This is a genomic window from Solilutibacter pythonis, assembly GCF_003697345.1.
GTDB classification, from domain to species: Bacteria; Pseudomonadota; Gammaproteobacteria; order Xanthomonadales; family Xanthomonadaceae; genus Solilutibacter; species Solilutibacter pythonis.
The window spans coordinates 15,207-32,112 of sequence record NZ_RFLY01000017.1 but is presented as its reverse complement, the minus strand read 5'-3'; the positions used below and the strand labels follow the sequence as shown (position 1 = coordinate 32,112).

At 64.3% G+C, this 16,906-nt stretch carries 14 protein-coding genes; 10 read left to right on the top strand and 4 right to left on the bottom strand.

Annotated elements, in window-relative coordinates:
* Positions 1 to 325: 325 nt before the first annotated feature.
* Positions 326 to 4,150, bottom strand: coding sequence for an autotransporter domain-containing protein (locus tag EBB59_RS11090; protein ID WP_122102215.1), 3,825 nt, complete (start codon positions 4,148 to 4,150; stop codon positions 326 to 328).
* Positions 4,151 to 5,004: 854 nt separating this feature from the next.
* On the opposite strand from EBB59_RS11090, the gene EBB59_RS11085 reads away from it, so the two are divergent.
* A complete protein-coding gene (locus EBB59_RS11085; protein ID WP_122102214.1) occupies positions 5,005 to 5,394 on the top strand; it encodes an MAPEG family protein in 390 nt (129 codons plus the stop codon).
* An 8-nt stretch (positions 5,395 to 5,402) separates the two neighbouring features.
* Positions 5,403 to 5,756, top strand: coding sequence for a TfoX/Sxy family protein (locus tag EBB59_RS11080; protein WP_122102213.1), 354 nt, complete (start codon positions 5,403 to 5,405; stop codon positions 5,754 to 5,756).
* Positions 5,757 to 5,818: 62 nt separating this feature from the next.
* Here the strand turns inward: EBB59_RS11080 and tyrS are convergent, their stop codons facing one another.
* Positions 5,819 to 7,036 carry a tyrosine--tRNA ligase gene (gene tyrS / locus EBB59_RS11075; protein WP_211327739.1) on the bottom strand — a complete coding sequence of 406 codons (1,218 nt, stop codon included), beginning with the start codon at positions 7,034 to 7,036 and terminating at the stop codon, positions 5,819 to 5,821.
* A 163-nt stretch (positions 7,037 to 7,199) separates the two neighbouring features.
* Between tyrS and EBB59_RS11070 the strand changes: the two genes are divergently transcribed.
* Entirely contained in the window at positions 7,200 to 8,636 is a 1,437-nt protein-coding gene (locus tag EBB59_RS11070) for a M23 family metallopeptidase (protein WP_122102212.1), read from the top strand.
* A 79-nt stretch (positions 8,637 to 8,715) separates the two neighbouring features.
* Positions 8,716 to 9,834, top strand: a complete 1,119-nt coding sequence (locus EBB59_RS11065) for an anhydro-N-acetylmuramic acid kinase (RefSeq protein ID WP_122102211.1) — start codon at positions 8,716 to 8,718, stop codon at positions 9,832 to 9,834.
* On the opposite strand, the gene EBB59_RS11060 is transcribed toward EBB59_RS11065, so the two are convergent.
* Both EBB59_RS11060 and EBB59_RS11055 read right to left on the bottom strand, forming a co-directional pair.
* Positions 9,822 to 11,141 carry an AmpG family muropeptide MFS transporter gene (locus tag EBB59_RS11060; protein ID WP_122102246.1) on the bottom strand — a complete coding sequence of 440 codons (1,320 nt, stop codon included), beginning with the start codon at positions 11,139 to 11,141 and terminating at the stop codon, positions 9,822 to 9,824. The two genes, EBB59_RS11065 and EBB59_RS11060, sit on opposite strands and share 13 nt — an antisense overlap.
* Positions 11,142 to 11,152: 11 nt before the next feature.
* On the bottom strand, positions 11,153 to 11,971 hold the full coding sequence (locus EBB59_RS11055; RefSeq protein ID WP_122102210.1) for an exodeoxyribonuclease III: 819 nt from the start codon (positions 11,969 to 11,971) through the stop codon (positions 11,153 to 11,155).
* A gap of 67 nt (positions 11,972 to 12,038) precedes the next feature.
* Here EBB59_RS11055 and EBB59_RS11050 point away from each other — a divergent pair, with 67 nt between their 5' ends.
* The 6 genes from EBB59_RS11050 (at position 12,039) to EBB59_RS11025 (ending at position 16,840) form a co-directional block, all read left to right on the top strand.
* A complete protein-coding gene (locus EBB59_RS11050) occupies positions 12,039 to 12,578 on the top strand; it encodes a GNAT family N-acetyltransferase (protein WP_158601787.1) in 540 nt (179 codons plus the stop codon).
* Entirely contained in the window at positions 12,575 to 13,231 is a 657-nt protein-coding gene (gene pyrE, locus EBB59_RS11045) for an orotate phosphoribosyltransferase (RefSeq protein WP_122102208.1), read from the top strand. The genes EBB59_RS11050 and pyrE overlap by 4 nt, the downstream gene beginning before the upstream one ends.
* Positions 13,232 to 13,242: 11 nt before the next feature.
* A complete protein-coding gene (locus EBB59_RS11040) occupies positions 13,243 to 13,935 on the top strand; it encodes an ATP synthase subunit B family protein (protein ID WP_147455568.1) in 693 nt (230 codons plus the stop codon).
* A 79-nt stretch (positions 13,936 to 14,014) separates the two neighbouring features.
* A complete protein-coding gene (locus tag EBB59_RS11035) occupies positions 14,015 to 15,196 on the top strand; it encodes an RDD family protein (protein WP_158601786.1) in 1,182 nt (393 codons plus the stop codon).
* Positions 15,193 to 15,921 carry a pilin gene (locus EBB59_RS14410; RefSeq protein ID WP_122102205.1) on the top strand — a complete coding sequence of 243 codons (729 nt, stop codon included), beginning with the start codon at positions 15,193 to 15,195 and terminating at the stop codon, positions 15,919 to 15,921. Before EBB59_RS11035 ends, EBB59_RS14410 begins: the two co-directional genes overlap by 4 nt.
* Positions 15,922 to 15,964: 43 nt before the next feature.
* Positions 15,965 to 16,840, top strand: a complete 876-nt coding sequence (locus EBB59_RS11025) for an RDD family protein (protein WP_122102204.1) — start codon at positions 15,965 to 15,967, stop codon at positions 16,838 to 16,840.
* The last annotated feature ends 66 nt before the right edge of the window (positions 16,841 to 16,906 follow it).

The following is a 16,906-nucleotide window of genomic DNA, read 5'->3' as shown; positions in this document are numbered from 1 at the left end:
TCCGTCTTCCATCCGGCTTCGCATGTCCATGCGGCGAAAACCTCAATCGCCCGGAAAGTGGATATCGCCTTTCCCGTATCGCCGCCAATCAGCCCGAAAAGAAACATGGCGTGGCTTCGCCGGCGGCCGCTTTACATCAAACACCGCCAGAGCGCGACAGGGAAAATCGATTTTTAAGGGCGGATATCGAGCCCGTGCGACAAACCTCACCGAGGTGGATAAGACACCGCCCCACCCAGCCATAAAAGAACGGAAGGCTTCGGTTTGAAACCGAAGCCCTCCGTCTTTACAGCTTAGCCTTGAGCGGTATTCAACCCGCTTGGGGTCAGAACACCATGCGCAAGGTCACGGAGGCATCCTGCCCGGTGTAGCCCTTGCGCCAGTCCGCGCCATAACGGGCCGAGACTTCCAGACGCTGGACCGGGCGATAAACCGCGCCCAGGCCAACCGAACCCACCATCCGGCCACTATTCACGCCCTGGGTGGTGAATACGTTACCCGCCGAGCCGGCGAAAGCAGCCGATACGCTGGCCGCCTTGTCCAGGCTCTCCACACCCACCGCGGTATGGCCGAAGAATGCGAGCTTCTCGTCCACCTTGTATTCGCCACGCACGCCCAAACGCCATACCAGCGAACTGAACGCCTCGCTGTTCACGCTCAGATCCAACGCGCCCGCGCCACTTTCCTTGTAAGCATGCGCTTTGACCCTGGCGTAATCCACACGCGCAAACGGCGTGACGCTCTTCGCGGCCTCGCCAATGCGATAGGAAACACCACCGCCCACTTGCGCGATGCTGGCATCGTAATCCGATACGGCGGTTTTCCTGGCAAAGGAAATATCGCGCATACCCTTGACGTTCGCTCGACCAAAACCTGCCTGGGCATCGATACTGAAGGTATCGCTCAAGGCATGAGCGCTGTATGCCAGCACCTGCCAGGTATCGGCCTTCATGCTTTGGTAGGCACTGTTACCACGGCTTTTGGCATCCGAACGCGTGTGGGCAAGCGCGCCACCCACGCGGGTATCGCCGATATTGACATCCGCGCCAATCACCACCCGGTCGGAGGCAACCTCATAACCGGGCGTGCTGTCACGCTGGCGCTGCTCTTCCCGTGCGCCATTCAGGGCCACCCAGGCACTGCCATAACCATCCGGGTGCTGCGATACCGGATCGACCAAATAATGCGCACCCGCGATACGAGTGGCCCCGGCACTGCGATGAGTACGGCCCTGGACGATATCCGTCACCCCTTGCGCCACATCCGCAATCATCCGGCTACCCGCACCGGCAAACAAGGGCAGAACCTGCTCCGCGGCCTTGGAAACGGATTTTTGTCCGTTCAGGGACACAAGTTCCCGCGCCAGATCGCCACTGGTCTGGTTTTTCACTACGTCATCCAATACCGATGCCACGGGCAGGGCGACCCAGTTTTGCTCGGCGGTAACGCAAGCGGTAACTGTGGCACAGCCCCTGGGCATTACCGGCTTGGGCTCAACTGTCGGCGGCTTCGGTGCTGCCACCGGCGGCTTCGGGGCTTCCACTGGCGGCTTCGGCGCTTCCACCGGCGGCTTCGGCGCTTCCACTGGCGGCTTCGGCGCTTCTACTGGCGGCTTCGGCGCTTCCACTGGCGGCTTCGGCGCTTCCACCGGCGGCTTCGGCGCTTCCACTGGCGGTTTCGGCGCTTCTACTGGCGGCTTCGGCGCTTCCACTGGCGGTTTCGGCGCTTCCACCGGCGGTTTCGGGGCTTCCACTGGCGGTTTCGGGGCTTCCACTGGCGGTTTACCGCCCGTACCCGCTGCCACCAACTTCAAATCCACCGCTTTGTCACGGCTATAGTCGGCAACGAAATCAAACAGCGTGCTGTTGTCGCTGACAGTCTTGAACGCGCCTTCGCGTTTGCCGCCCGCCGTGATGACGCTCTTCAATATGCCATTTTCCATCAAGCCGCTGGCATCTTTGGCATCGACATCCAGTGTGCCGCCCAAGGTCACATTGCCGGTCGCGGCAATTTTCCCGTAGGTATTCATATCGGCGACTTTTATATTCAATCTATCACTGGTAATGAAATTACCATTGACGTTCAAGGTGCTACCCGCTTCGGATAGGGTCAACGTCCCCTGGTTATGCACGGCCCTCACCGAGGCATCGCGCATCGCCACCAGATTCGCGCCTTTCTTGACTAGTATCTGCGAGGATGCCAGCGAGGTATTCGCCGCCAACTTCAGCATTCCGGTTTCGACGGCAGTATCTCTGGTATAGGTTTGCGTTCCAGCCAAAGTCAGGCTGCCCTGGCCCGTGCTGCGCGTGCGCAACATACCGGCACCGCTAATGACGGCTTCGGGATTCAGTGCCACGGTAAAGGTCTGTGCATCGATGATGCCGCCACCCTCAGCCAACTCAATGGTGTTCGCCTTGGTGAAGTTCGCGAAAAGCATCTCCTGGTCGCCAGACAAGCGCAGCATGCCGTTGTCGAGACGGACAGTCGAGCCTTGCGAATCCTTACCACGCAGCAACTGCTTGGTTTCCAGAATGCCACCCTTTTCAATGACCAGACTACCGCTTCCGTTTCCGCCCACGGTCAAGGCATCGCCCCGAACTGTCCATTTGCTGTCGCCTTCTCTAATGGTAACGGAGCCTTTACCGCCAACACCGTTGCCGATAACGGCATCGCCCGTTTGGACGTTTGCGCCCCAATTAACGACCAACTTGCCCGTTCCAAGCTCGCCAATCACCAACTTTCCAGCATCGCTGTTCCACCGGCTGCCAGCATCTGTCACGGTGACGGCACCTATGCTGTCTTTGTTTTTCCCTACAGTGACGGCACTTGCTCCACCATTGAACTGACCGCCATCCTTAATGGTCAGCGTCGCCACACCACTGCCGGCCACGGTTAGTTTCTGCTTGTTTGCCCAGCGGCTGTTTTGACCGGACACGATAACAGTGCCACTGGCGCCCTTATCGACAGCGATTTCCGCCCCATTACTGGCAAGTTGACCGCCATTGAGGACGTTGACAGTCCCTTTGCCCTTTCGAGCCAGCACTAGATTGTTTTCGATTTCCCATGCGGCGTCTTTACCGTCGATGTTGACCTCGCCAACGCCCGTCCTGTTAACACCCATATCCAACCAGCGACTTGACACGGCGCCACCTGTCTGGACATTTACCGTCCCTTTGCCAGAGTTGCCCACATGTGCATTAATTCCCACCTCCAGCCGGCTGTTCTGGCCGTTTAACGTCACGGTGCCGGCGCCATCCTTAGCGGCTCCCACCCTGAAGACACCGGAAGCAACCACCTTGCCGCCGTCTTTGATATTCAGCTCCCCTTTCCCCTTATCGCCAACGACGAAGTAATCGCTGGCATCCGTCCCGGAAGCGACCCATTGACTGCCGGCGCCATTGACGGTGACAACGCCCTTGCCTTCTTTGTTCTGGCCAACGAAGGCTTGATTGCTCTCAACTTTTCCGCCGGATTCAATATCCAGCCTACCTTCGCCGGAAACACCTACAAATATAATGCCACCATTTTCCCAACTACCGCCTGTCGAGACTAAGGCACTCCCCACCCCGCCCACTTCGTTACCGATATAGGCATTAAAGCTGGTGACTTTCCCTTTTTCCTCAATCTTCAGCGAACCATTACCCTCTTTCCCCACGTATAAATATACCATATTTTCCCAGTGGCTGCCCTCACCGGCAACTTCCGCCTCGCCACGGCCACCAGCTTGCTCGCCAAGCACCCCATCCTTATTGGAAATCTTGCCGCGGCTCCTCAAGACCAATTTCCCGGACCGATCCTTGCCCACCGACAGATCAACAGGCTGGGCATCCGTTTCGTTTTCTTTATCGAGAATCTTCAGGGTAGCGCCATCACTGACGGAAACCGTGGGCGTGCTCCCGCCATTCACCACAAGCTTAGTACCGCCATTAACGACACTGACTTTGCCATCGCTATAGTTTTTATTTTCACTCCACACAACCTCCGCCGAAAACGCCGGGGAAATCAGTGCAAAGCACAGTGCGGGCAGTGCCGCAGTGGCTGCCGCGGTGGTGGCAACGTTCTTGCCCTTTCCTTTGCATTTGGCAAATTCCGAAACGCACTGCCACACACCCGCCTTGGCATTCCAAACGACACGATATACCTTATTCACTTAAATCTTCCTCTATTTGATACAAATAAAACACCGCCACAAAAAACAAACCATGTGGCGCATACAAACCAATTGAATACCCGACCCATCTTGGCCGGGTTATGACTTATCGAACACATTGAAATTAAAAATAAATCGACATCTTTTACTTACCATCAACTACTTCATCGGGAAGCTTTTGATTCCATGAGTCGCCTCCTTGTTGTTTCCACTCACGATCACGCCATCTTCATCGGCGACCGTGAAAAATGACAGCCGTCATATCGCCATCGGGCATGGGGCACAGATCGAAATCAGGCCCTAACGGCAATTCGAACAATCCAGATCAGGGCACGGCGCCGCTGTCTTTCGGGCATAAAAATACGACCACCCGGGCAGGTGTTTGAACTCCCACTTCAGATAAATCAAGAACCCGCTTCACGAAAATTCCACGGGAATTCCGTAAAGAGCAGGTGCTTCACCGAGACCTTATAGGCCATGCGGAAATTTTTCACGAATAGCTATTTCTTATTGATTCTCACTCTCAATCCATACTGGCAATCAAGGCATCCCACCTTAAAAATCAAGGGCTTGTCCATAATCCCGTGGCGGTGCGGCCAAGCACCTTTCCCTGTCAATCAATGGGACATGCGATGTGCATGGCACCAATAATTGCAGACAGGCACCGCAAACCCCGGCGTCACAAGAACTCCCGAGCCATGCGTTCGGCAACGGCCTGAGCGTGTCGCGACAAACGACACGCCCTGCCACCGCTTCTCGCCATCCCCTCGCCTCTATTTATATGATAGAGGATCATCTCCGACCTGCCAATTACGGGCATCATTCTCCTCCGCCATTGCTCACTGGACACGCCCATGACTCTTGCCTACGCCTGTGTGATCGCCGCCGCCCTGCTGCCCTATGTCTGGACCATCGTCGCCAAATCCAGCGCGCCGAAATTCGACAATGGCGAGCCGCGCCTGTGGCTTGAAAAACAGGAAAACCCGCGCGTGCGCCGCGCCGATGCCGCGCAGAAAAACGCCTTCGAGGCTTTCCCCGCCTTCGCCGCCGCGGTGCTGATGGCACAGATGGCCGGCATCGATTCCGGGCGCATCGGCGCGCTGGCGGCGGCTTTCATCGGCTTTCGCGTCTTGCACGGCCTGTTCTACATCGGTAACAAGGCGACGCTGCGCAGCGTGGTGTGGTTTGGCGGCTTCGTCTGCATCGCCGCACTGTTGGTGATGGCATTGCTGCGGATCGCCTGAGGCCGGCCATGGCCACCGGGCGTGATTTCATCGATTACGTCACCGGACAGCTTGCGCTTGGCGCGCGCCTGACCCACAAGAAGATGTTCGGCGAATACGCGCTTTACCTCGACGGTAAAGTGGTCGCCCTGGCCTGCGACAACAGCCTGTTCGTCAAGCCGACCGGCGCCACGGCGTGCTTGGCGCCGGAGCTGCCCCGACGGCCGCCATATCCGGGGTCGAAGGAGTATCTGCTCGCCGATGAACTGCTGGACGACGACGAGGCGCTGCGCCGGCTCCTCATCGCCACCGCCGACGCGTTGCCGGCGCTAGCACCGAAGCCGAAGCCGAAGCCGAAGCCGAAGCCGAAGCCGAAACGGTAAAAGCGCTCAAACCGAGAACGATGCGGGCGACGGGAGCCCCCTTCCGCCCACCAAAGAGCTGCTCATCCCCCGACCAGCCGCACCCGCGCGAAATTACGTTTGCCCACCGCCAGCACACCCTCGAAGCCAGGGGTGAACAGGCGCACAGCGTCTTCGAACACCTCGCCATCCACCCGCACCGCGCGTTCCTTGAGCTTGCGGTTGGCCTCGGAATTGCTGGGCGTGATGCCGGCGGCGGTCAGCAAAGCGGCGATGCGCAGCCCCTCGGGCGGCACCGCGACTTCTTGCAGCGGCAGATGGGAGACATCGCCCTCGCCGCGCACCGCGGCATGCCAGCCGGCAATGGCGGTTTCGGCGGTGGCGGCGTCGTGGAAGCGGGCGGCGAGTTCGCGCGCCAGGCGCAGTTTGACATCGCGCGGGTTGAGCGCGCCGGCTTCGATCTCGCCTCGCAGCGTCCTGGCTTCGTCGATGCCGATATCGAAGCTGAGCAGGTCGATCCACTTCCACATCAACGCGTCGCCGATCTTCATCGCCTTGGTGACGATATCGATGGCGGGCTCGTCGATGCCGATGTAATTACCGAGCGATTTCGACATCTTCTGCACGCCGTCCAAGCCTTCGAGCAGCGGCATCGTCAGCACGATCTGCGGCTTCATGCCGTGGCTTTCCTGCAAGCCGCGGCCCATGAGCAGGTTGAACTTCTGGTCGGTGCCGCCCAGTTCGACATCGGCGCGGAGCGCCACCGAGTCGTAGCCCTGCACCAGCGGGTAGAGGAATTCGTGGATGGCGATCGGCTGGTGGGCGGCGTAGCGCTTGGCGAAATCGTCGCGCTCCAGCATCCGCGCCACGGTGTGCTGGGCCGCCAGGCGGATCATGTCGGCGGCGCTCATCCGGCCGAACCATTCGCTGTTGAAGCGCACCTCGGTTCTATCGCGGTCGAGCACCTTGAACACCTGCGCGGCGTAAGTTTCGGCGTTCTTCAGCACGTCTTCCCGGGTCAAGGGCTTGCGGGTGACGTTCTTGCCGGTGGGGTCGCCGATCATCCCGGTGAAGTCGCCGATCAGGAAGATCACTTGATGGCCCATGTTCTGGAACTGGCGCATCTTGTTCAGCAACACGGTGTGGCCCAAATGGAGGTCTGGCGCGGTCGGGTCGAAGCCCGCCTTGATGCGTAACGGGCGGCCTTCCTCGAGGCGGGTTTCCAGCTCGTCGCGCTTCAACAGTTCGTCGCTACCACGGGCGATGAGATCGAGGGCGTCGGCGATGGCGGCTTGGGACACGGAGGCTTCCTGAATGGGCAATGGTTTCGGGGAGTGGAAGTAAATCTTCCGTTAAATTTGATCCTTGTCAAAAACTTCATTTGGATCAATGGTTTGACGCGAGGTCTTAGTGTCTTTATGGTACCGCGTTGATTTCGTCATCACATTGCGTGGAGATTGCTGAATGACTGCTTCCGGTCGGGACGCCACCCGCGAACGACGCCTGAGCGTCCTGCGCTCCGAAGCGCTCAGGCGGTACGTCGCCCCCCGCATCCCGGAGGGTTTCAACGGCCGTTGGACACGCCGGCAATGGGCGCACGCCGGTCTGTGCGCCGGTATCGCCGGCCTGCTGGCCGCGCTGGTGCCCGGGCTGGACCAGGCATTGAGCGTGCCGGGGCAGGCGCCACGCGCTTCGCTGGCGCTGCCTTTGCCGTACATCGGCCCGCACAAGGCCGCCGCGACGAACACCGCCAAGGGCGATAGCTGGCAGGCCGTCAACGTGCGCAAGGGCGAAACCGCCAGCCAGATATTCGAGCAATTGCGGATTCCGCAGGCCGATCTGGCGCGACTGCTGAAATATCCCGGCGTGCGGCTGGAAATGCGCCGCCTGCGCCCCGGCGCCGAGCTGGCCTTCGACCTGCCGCCCGGCGGCGCGTTGCGCGGTTTCCGCTACACCCGCATGGGCCAGAAGGTCGAACTGGACCTGACGGGCGAGAAGATCGTCGAAACCGTGGTGCCACAGCAGGTCGACGTGCGCACGGTGGTACTGACCGGCACGGTGGGTGATTCGCTGTTCAAGTCCGCCCGCAGGGTCGGCCTGACCTCGCAGAACCTCAAGGAACTCACCGACGACATTTTCAAATACAACGTCGATTTCGATTCCGACCTCGACGAGAGCGACCGCTTCAGTGTAGTGGTCGACCAGACCTGGAAGGACGGCAAGCTGGTCAAGACCGGGCCGGTGCTGGCCGCCACCATCACCACCGACGGCAAGCTCCACAGCGGCTTCCTGTTCGAGCGCGACGGCAAACGCAGTTATTTCACCGCCGACGGGCGTTCGCTGGAGCGGCCGTTCATCCGCATGCCAATCCCCTACGCACGTCTGACCTCGGGCTTCGGCGGGCGGCGTCATCCGGTACTCGGCCGCTTCCGCATGCACAAGGGCGTGGACTACGCCGCCGGCACCGGCACCCCGATCATGGCCGCCGGCGACGCGCGGGTGAGATCGGTCGGCTGGCGCGGCGGCTACGGCAAGGCGGTCGAACTCGACCACGGTCAGGGCAAGACCACCTTCTACGCCCATATGTCGCGCTTCGCCAATATCCGTCCCGGTCAGCGCATCGCCCAGGGCACGGTGATCGGCTACGTCGGCAGCACCGGGCTGTCCACCGGGCCGCATCTGCATTACGAATTCCGCGTCAACGGCGCCCACGTCAATCCGCTGAAGATGACCCTGCCACCACCGACGCCGCTGGCCGGCGCGATGCTGGCCGAGTTCAAGGGCGAAACCAAACGCGCGCTGGCGAAGATCCGCGAGGTCGAGAACATCGTCTTCCAGGGCGAGGACGAGCCGCGCTTCGCCCGCGCCGAAACCACCAAAGCCAGCGGCAAACACGGCTGAGCGCCGTCCCGCCAGACAGCGACGCCGGCCCCGCGCCGGCGTCTTCGTTTCCGGCCCGGAGATCGGCGATAGTGTGGGAATGAATTCATCCGACCTCTATCTCGGCCTGATCTCCGGCACCAGCGCCGATGGCATCGACGCCGCCTTGGTCCGCTTCGACGACGGCCACGGCGCGGTGCGGGCCGAACTGGTGCGCGGCCGCACCCAGCGCTGGGAGCCGCACCTGCGCGCGCGGCTGGTGGCGCTGGGGCAGGGCGGCGAGATCGATTCGCTGGACGAATTCGGCCAGCTCGACGTGCGGGTCGGCCATGCTTTCGCCGAGGCCGCGCGCGCGCTGCTGACCGAGGCCGGCATCGATGCCCGGCAGGTGCGCGCGATCGGCTCGCACGGCCAGACCGTGCGCCACCGACCGGCGCTGGCGCCCCCCTTCACCTTGCAGATCGGCGATGGCAACGCGATCGCCGAGGCCAGCGGCATCGCCACCGTCGCCGATTTCCGCCGCCGCGATCTGGCTGCCGGCGGCCAGGGCGCCCCGCTCTTGCCGGCGCTGCACGCGGCACTGCTGGCCTCGCCGGAAGAAGACCGCGCGGTGCTGAACCTGGGCGGCATCGCCAACCTGACCCTGCTGCCGGTGGCGGGTACCGTGCGCGGCTTCGATACCGGCCCGGCCAATGCACTGATGGACGCCTGGTGCCAGCGCCATACCGGCGCCGAATACGATGCCGGCGGCGCCTTCGCCCTGCGCGGCCGCCCCGATGCCGCCTTGCTCTCGCGCCTGCTGGCCGAACCGTGGTTCGCCGAACCGCCGCCGAAGAGCACCGGCCGCGAGCACTTCCACCTCGACTGGTTGGGCCGCCATCTCGGCGGCGAGGAAACCGCCACCGACGTCCAGGCCACCCTGCTCACGCTCACCGCGCGGAGCGTGGCCGACGCCCTCCGCGCCAACCAGCCGGCCACCCGGCGGCTGCTGGTCTGCGGCGGCGGCGTGCACAACCCGGCGCTGATGGCGGCGCTAGCGGCGGCCTTGCCCGGCACGGTGGTGGAATCGACCGCCGAGCGGGGCGTCGATCCCGATTACGTCGAGGCCATGGGCTTCGCCTGGCTGGCGCGGCAGACTCTGCGCGGTCTGCCGGGCAACCTGCCCGCCGTCACCGGTGCGCGCGGGCTCCGCGTGCTGGGGGCGATTTATCCCGCCTGAGGCCCGGCGTCACCGGGCGACGAAGGCCGTATCCGTTTCCACAGCCAAGCCAGCATCAACAGCGTGGGGATCACCGTCAGCGTGCTCAGCACGAAAAACGTGCCATAGGAAGTCGCTTCCACCACGTAGCCGGAAACGCCACCGACGAATTTACCGGGTAGATTCGCCAGCGAGACCAGCAGCGCGAACTGGGTGGCGGTGAAGTTGCGATCGGTCAGCGAAGAGGCGAACGCGATGAACACCACGCCGGCGAACCCCTGGAACAGGTTGTCGGCCGAAAGCGCGGCATAGAACGCCCACAGCTCGCCCGGATGGCGCGCCATCAACAGGAAAGCCAGGTTGGACAGCGCCACGCCGATCGTCGCCACCAGCAGCATGCGCTTGAAGCCGAACGCGGCCACGCAGACGCCGCCCAGGAACGCGCCGAGAATGCCCATCCACACCCCGAAGAGCTTGGACACGGTGGCGATGTCGGCCTTGGTGAAGCCCGAATCCAGATAGAACGGCCCGGCCATCACCCCGATCACCTGGTCGGGAAACTTGAACATGCCGACGAACAGCAGCAGCACCAGCGCCATCGCCACGCCGTTGTGGGTGAAGAAGCTGGAAATCGGCTGCCAGAACGCGCCGAAGAAATCGACCCGCCGCTGCACGGTGGCAACCGGCGCGACGGGTTCCCGGCACAGCAAGGTGGTGAGGATCGGCAGCAGCATCAGCGCCGACATCGCCAGATAGGCCCAGACCCAGCCCTTGAATTCGGCCAGATACAACGCGCCGGCGCCGGCCAAGATCAGGCCGATGCGATACCCCAGCGTGTAGGTGGCGGCGAGCGCGGCCTGGGCGGCGTCGGGCGCGATCTCGATACGGTAGGCATCCACCACCGAGTCCTGGGTCGCGCCGGCGAAGGAGGCCACCAGCACCCACAGCACCAGCGGCCCCACGCCCATCTCCGGCCGGGTGTAGGCCAGCGCGAACAGGGCGACCATCACCACGAACTGCGAAACCAGGAGCCACGAGCGGCGGCGGCCGAGGAAGGCGATCAGCGGAAAGGCATGGCGGTCGAGCAGTGGCGCCCAGACGAATTTCAGCAGATAGAAGAAGCTGGCCAGACTGATCAGGCCGATGCTCTTGAGATCGATGCCGACATCGCGCAGGCGGGTGGACAGCGTTTGCGAGGCGATCAGCAGGAACGGCAGGCCGCTGCCGAAGCCGAGGAAGAACATGGTCAGCGCCGAGGGCGTGCCGAAAGCCCGGCGGATGCCGCGCCAGCCCTTGTACGACACTTTTCCGTCCGCGGCGGCGGCCATCTCGCCACCGCTCATTCGCGCCAGTCCGCCCAGTCGTACTCCACCAGATAGGGCGCGTGGTCGGAGAACTTCGGCTCCCGGAATATCTCGGCATGGCGGATGCGCCCGGCCAGCGCCGGCGTCACCAACTGGTAATCGATGCGCCAGCCGACGTTGTTGGCGCGCGCCTGCCCGCGCTGGCTCCACCAGCTGTATTCGACCGCATCGGGCTTGGCGACGCGGAAACTGTCCTTCCAGCCGCCTTCGCGCCGGCGCGAAAGGCCGTCATGGCAGTCGTCGTCGATCATGCCGGAGAGCCAGGCGCGCTCGTGCGGCAAGCAGCCGGAATTCTTCTGGTTGCCGCGCCAGTTCTTGATGTCGTTACCGGCCCGGACGATGTTCCAGTCGCCACACAGCACGTACTGGCGGCCGCTGGCCAGCCATTCGTCGAGGATCGGCGCCAGCCAGCGCATCACGTCTTCCTTCACCCCCTGCCGCACTTCGCCCGAGCTGCCGGAAGGGATATAGAAACTCACCACCGAGAGGTTGCCGAAGCGCGCCTCGATATAACGGCCCTCCTCGTCGAAATCGGGGCGACCCAGCGCGGTGAGCACCTCGTCCGGCTCGCGCCGGCTGTAGATCGCCACGCCGCTGTAACCCTTCTTCACCGTGGAATCACGGAACCGGGCGCGGTAGCCGGCGGGCAGGAATTCCGCCCCCTGCAATTGATGTTCCTGGGCCTTGGTTTCCTGCACGCACAGGACATCGACATCCTGCGCGGCGAACCAGTCGAAGAAGCCTTTTTTCGCCGCCGAGCGCAGGCCGTTGGCGTTGAAACTGAGGATACGCATAGGCGAGGCCCGATGGATGTGGGACGATGATAGCAACGCCGTTTCCCCATTCGCCCACCGCCCGCCGATGCCCACCCACGTGCCGATCCGCGTCGTCCCGGTCACGCCGACGCTCGCCGCCGGCGTGCGCGCGATCGAACTTGGCCGGGAGCAGTCGATGTTCGTCGGCGATGTCGCCTTCAACCTCGACGACGCCCTCCGCGACGACGCCAGCGAGGCGATGGCGGTCATCGCCGGCGACCGCCCCATCGGCTTCTATCGGCTGGACTTCGCCCCGCGCGCGGTGCTCGGCCGCGCACTCGGCATGCCGCACGTCGGCTTGCGCGCGTTCTGCATCGACCATCGTTTGCAAGGCATCGGGCTTGGCCACGCGGCGGTCAGCGCGATGATCCGTGACGTGCCGCGCCGGCATGCCGAGCGCCGCCTCATGGTGCTGGCCGTGCATTGCCGCAACCGCGCCGCCATCGCCACCTACCGGCGCGCCGGCTTCGTCGCCACCGGCGAGTGGCAGCCGGGGGGACGCGCCGGGCCGCAGCAACTCATGTGGCTGGCACTCGACGCCGCCCGGCCGTCTTCGCAAACACCTCCGCAGGAACCCGCCCAATGAACGACCACCGCGCCCGTTTCCTCACCACCGCGATTGCGGCCAAAGCGCTCCGTTTCGGCGAATTCACCTTGAAATCCGGCCGCGTCAGCCCGTACTTCTTCAATGCCGGCCGCTTCGATTCCGGTGCCGCGCTGGCCGCGCTCGGCCGCTGTTATACCGATGCGATCGCCGAGACGGGAATCGACTTCGACCTGCTGTTCGGCCCGGCCTACAAAGGCATCCCGCTCGCCACCGCGCTCGCCTGCGCGATGGCCGCCGATGGCCACGACGTGCCCGTGGCCTTCAACCGCAAGGAAGCGAAATCGCATGGCGAGGGCGGGATGCTGATCGGCGCGCCAATGGCCGGGCGGCGGGTGCTGATCGTCGATGACGTGATCACCGCCGGCACCGCCATCCGCGAGGCGCTCGGCCTGATCGCCGAGGCCGGCGGCACGGTGGCCGGGATCGTGATCGGCCTCGACCGCCAGGAGATCGTCCGCGAAGGCGACCCGCGCTCGGCCGCGCGAGGCGTCGCCGAGGAGCACGACATCCCCGTGATCGCGGTCGCCACCCTGGCCGACCTGCTAGATTTCTCTACCCGCAACGCCGAACTCGGCGTTTGGCGCGAAGCGCTGGCCGCCTATCGCCAACGCTACGGCGCCACGCCGAACTGAACACCGCCGCCATGGAGCAGCCACGCATGCGCATCACCGGCCCCACCGCCCTCTTCGCCACCCTCCTCGCCCTCGGCCTTGCCCCGCTCGCGCCGGCACAGGAAAAATCGGCCGAAAAACGCCTGTATTGCTGGAACGAAGACGGACGCCGGATCTGCGCCGATGCCCTGCCGGCCTCGGCGGTGAACAGCGCGCGCACCGAGATGAGCGGCAAGACCGGCCTGCCCAACGCCCGCATCGAACGCGCGCCGACAGCGGAAGAACAAGCCGCCCAGCGCGTGCTGGAAGCACGGCAAAAACTCGAAAACGAACTTGCCCAGGCCCGCAAACGGGCCGATCTCGCGCTAGCCGAATCCTACGAATCCGAGGCAGCGCTGCAACGCGCCTACAAAATCCGCTACGACCTGGTCGACCAAGGCATCAAGACCGCGCGGATGGCCATCGATAACCAGCACATGGCCCTGCTGCGACTGCTGCAAAACGCCGCCGATGCCGAGCTGCAAGGCGGCGAAGTGTCCGCCACACTGGCCAAGAACGTACGCAACCAACGCGCCGCGGTGATGGAAGCGCAACAATCGCTGCGCCAACAGCAACAAGAACGCGTCGCGCTCGACAGTGCATTGGTCGAAGCGGTGGCGCGCTGGCGGCGCGCCCGTGGGCTGGATGCCGCCCCCACCCCGGAAACCACCGCCAGCGGCGACTGAGGGCACATCTTCCCTGCCTGGCGCGCGGCCCCTACACTCCACTTGGCGCCGCTAGCATCGGCGCCAGGGGACAATGGGGATGGAACGACACAACTGGTACTACCTGGATAGCGCGCGCAAGCGCCAGGGACCGCTCGACACGCAACAGCTCAGGCTCGCCCTGCACAATGGCGAAGCCCATGCCGACATGCTCGCCTGGCGCGAGGGCATGGAAGCCTGGAAGCCCCTGCGCGACATCGCTGAGTTCGCCGAACTCGCCGCCACGCGACCCGCGCCCGCCGGGGACTCGATGGCCACGCCAGCGGCGCGTTCGTCCGGCGACCTCCACCGCGCCACCGACGCCCCGCCACCAGGCCGCCCCCACGAGGTGGTCCACGCCGGCTTCTGGCGGCGCTGGGCGGCCCTGTTTCTCGACCAGTTGGCCATCAGCATTCCGTTGATCGGCCTGACCCTGTTATTCGGCTTCCTGAACGGGGCGTTCCGCAACATCGACCGAGGGCAGGTCAGCGACCTCGGCGACCTCTACCTCTTCCTCTACCCCATCATCGCGGCGCTCTACTACAGTTTGCAGGAATCCGGCCGCCACCAGGCCACCCTGGGCAAACGCGCGCTCAACATCAAAGTCACCGATACCGCTGGCAAGCCGATCAAGCCGCCGCGCGCGCTGCTGCGCTGGATGTCCGCCAGCCTGTCCTACCTCACCCTGTGCATCGGCTTCATCATGGCCGCCTTCACCCCCGAGAAGAAGGCCCTGCACGATGTGATGGCGAAGACGCTGGTGGTGGACAAATGGGCCTTCACCCCCTACCCCGAGCGCCAGCGGGGCGGCCGCTCCGGCTGCCTGGTCGTACTCGTCGCACTGGCGGCCGTCTCGGCGGTGGGCCTCGCCGTCATCGTCGCCGCGTTCGCCCTGTCGGCCTACGTGCGGTACGCCACGAAGGATGAAGATTACCTGCTGGCCACCACGCAGGTCATGCGCATGCAAATCCAGCATTTCCACGACCAGACCGGGCGCTGCCCGGTAAGTGGCGAGGATTCCTTCACTCAACCGCGCGACTACCGCGACTACATGCTCCAGGCGGTCGAGTTCGGCCCCACCGGCAACGGCGGCTGCGCGCTGCGGATCGACATCAACGGCCAAAAGGAAAAGCCCCCGCTGGTCGGCCAGATGACGATGGAATACCGCCCCGACCACGGCGGCGTCTGGCGCTGTAGCGCCCATGGCCTGCCCAATAAAAGCCTGCCGGAAGACTGCCGATGAGCAATCAAGAAACTGCCCCGCCGCCAAGCGGCGAAGCCTGGTTCTACGCCGATCTCGATTACCGGCGCCAAGGCCCGGTCGGGCGCGAGGACGTGCTCGCGCTCCATCGCGACGGCCGGCTGCGCCGCGAAAGCCTGGTCTGGCGCCAGGGCATGGACAAGTGGCGGCCCCTGGCCGAGGTGTTCGAATTGCCGCCGCCCGACATGCGCGCGGTCGCCTTCGGCAGCGGCACGCCTTCCCCCGCGGCCGGGAAGAAGAAAATGGGCGGCTGCCTGATCGCCCTGCTGGTCGCCGCCGGGCTGATGGCGATTTCGATCCCGGTGATCGCCATCCTCGCCGCCATCGCCGTGCCCGCCTACCAGAACTACGTCCTGCGCGCCAAAGTGGCGACGGCCAGCGCCGGGCTGGCGGGCCTGCGCGCCCACCTCGCCGAACGCCAGGCTGACGACGGCCATTGCCCGGGCAACGGCGAGGACGACATCCCCACCGCTAACGGCTTCGACCTCGATGGCGTGACGCGCGTCGAGGTAGGCCCGCGCGAAGACGGCGACGGAACCACCCCGGTCTGCGCCATCACCCTCACCTTCGGCGGCACCGGCCATACCCGTCTCGACGGCACCACGCTGCGCTGGGAGTACCGCCAGAGCGGGAAAGACGGCCCGCGCGAATGGGTCTGCGCCGGCACCGCCAACCACCAATACCTGCCGCGGCAGTGCCGCGACTGATCCACCCCGCTACACTGCGCCCAACTTCTCCCGGCGCATCGCCATGACCGAAGACACCCTCCCGCCCGTGCTGCCCGCCGCCGAATGGTTCCACGTCGATGCCGCGCGCCAGCAGCATGGCCCGATCACCACCGACGAGCTGATGGCCCGCTTGGCCCGCGGCGAATTGCGCGCCGACACCCTGGTGTGGAAGGACGGTATGGCCGACTGGCTGCCGCTGGCCACGGTGCCGGAACTGGCCACGCCCCCCGCCGCGCCCGGCATCGACCCGCTACCCTCGCAGGCCGCGATCATGCCGGCCGGCGCCGACATCGACCGCAGCGACATCGCCTACGCCGGCTTCTGGCGCCGGGTCGCGGCCAACTGGCTGGATTCGATGATCATCGGCGTCGCCAGCTACGCGCTCATCCTGCCGCTATCCATGATGATGGGCCTGACCGCCGCCAGCCTCAATCAGTACGCCGATGCCCCGCTGATGACCATGCTGCCGCTGATGAGCCTGGTGTACTTCCTGCTGTTCGGCATGCAGGCCGCCTATTTCGCCTGGATGCATTCGCGCCCGGCCCAGGCCACGCTGGGCAAGATGGCCGTCGGCATCAAGGTCTGCGGCCCGGAGGGCGCGCGGATCGGCTTCTGGCGCGGCTTCGGCCGCTACTTCGCCCTGCTGCTGGGCTGCCTGCCGCTCTACGTCGGCGTGCTGATGGCCGCCTTCACCGAGCGCAAGCGCGGCCTCCACGACATGATCTGCGACACCGTGGTGGTGGACAAATGGGCCTACACCCACCGCCCCGAACTGCAAAAACGCGGCCTGGACGGCGTGACCATCGCCGTGCTGGTGGTCGGCGCCATCCTCATCCTGCTCAGCCTGGTTCTGTTTGGCCTGGTAATCGCCGCGATCGGCGCCGGCGGCTGGCACTGAACCGCAGCCTCCCGTTGGCTTGACAGGTCGCTCATCGGCATGATTCCACTATAAAAAGAACTCACC

What these genes read in the sequence shown, in the direction of transcription:
- EBB59_RS11085 (WP_122102214.1), top strand. Translation starts at nt 5,005, where the DNA reads ATGACTCTTGCCTACGCCTGTGTGATCGCCGCCGCCCTGCTGCCCTAT.
- EBB59_RS11080 (WP_122102213.1), top strand. Translation starts at nt 5,403, where the DNA reads ATGGCCACCGGGCGTGATTTCATCGATTACGTCACCGGACAGCTTGCG.
- EBB59_RS11070 (WP_122102212.1), top strand. Translation starts at nt 7,200, where the DNA reads ATGACTGCTTCCGGTCGGGACGCCACCCGCGAACGACGCCTGAGCGTC.
- EBB59_RS11065 (WP_122102211.1), top strand. Translation starts at nt 8,716, where the DNA reads ATGAATTCATCCGACCTCTATCTCGGCCTGATCTCCGGCACCAGCGCC.
- EBB59_RS11060 (WP_122102246.1), bottom strand. Translation starts at nt 11,141, where the DNA reads ATGGCCGCCGCCGCGGACGGAAAAGTGTCGTACAAGGGCTGGCGCGGC.
- EBB59_RS11055 (WP_122102210.1), bottom strand. Translation starts at nt 11,971, where the DNA reads ATGCGTATCCTCAGTTTCAACGCCAACGGCCTGCGCTCGGCGGCGAAA.
- EBB59_RS11050 (WP_158601787.1), top strand. Translation starts at nt 12,039, where the DNA reads ATGCCCACCCACGTGCCGATCCGCGTCGTCCCGGTCACGCCGACGCTC.
- pyrE (WP_122102208.1), top strand. Translation starts at nt 12,575, where the DNA reads ATGAACGACCACCGCGCCCGTTTCCTCACCACCGCGATTGCGGCCAAA.
- EBB59_RS11040 (WP_147455568.1), top strand. Translation starts at nt 13,243, where the DNA reads ATGGAGCAGCCACGCATGCGCATCACCGGCCCCACCGCCCTCTTCGCC.
- EBB59_RS11035 (WP_158601786.1), top strand. Translation starts at nt 14,015, where the DNA reads ATGGAACGACACAACTGGTACTACCTGGATAGCGCGCGCAAGCGCCAG.
- EBB59_RS14410 (WP_122102205.1), top strand. Translation starts at nt 15,193, where the DNA reads ATGAGCAATCAAGAAACTGCCCCGCCGCCAAGCGGCGAAGCCTGGTTC.
- EBB59_RS11025 (WP_122102204.1), top strand. Translation starts at nt 15,965, where the DNA reads ATGACCGAAGACACCCTCCCGCCCGTGCTGCCCGCCGCCGAATGGTTC.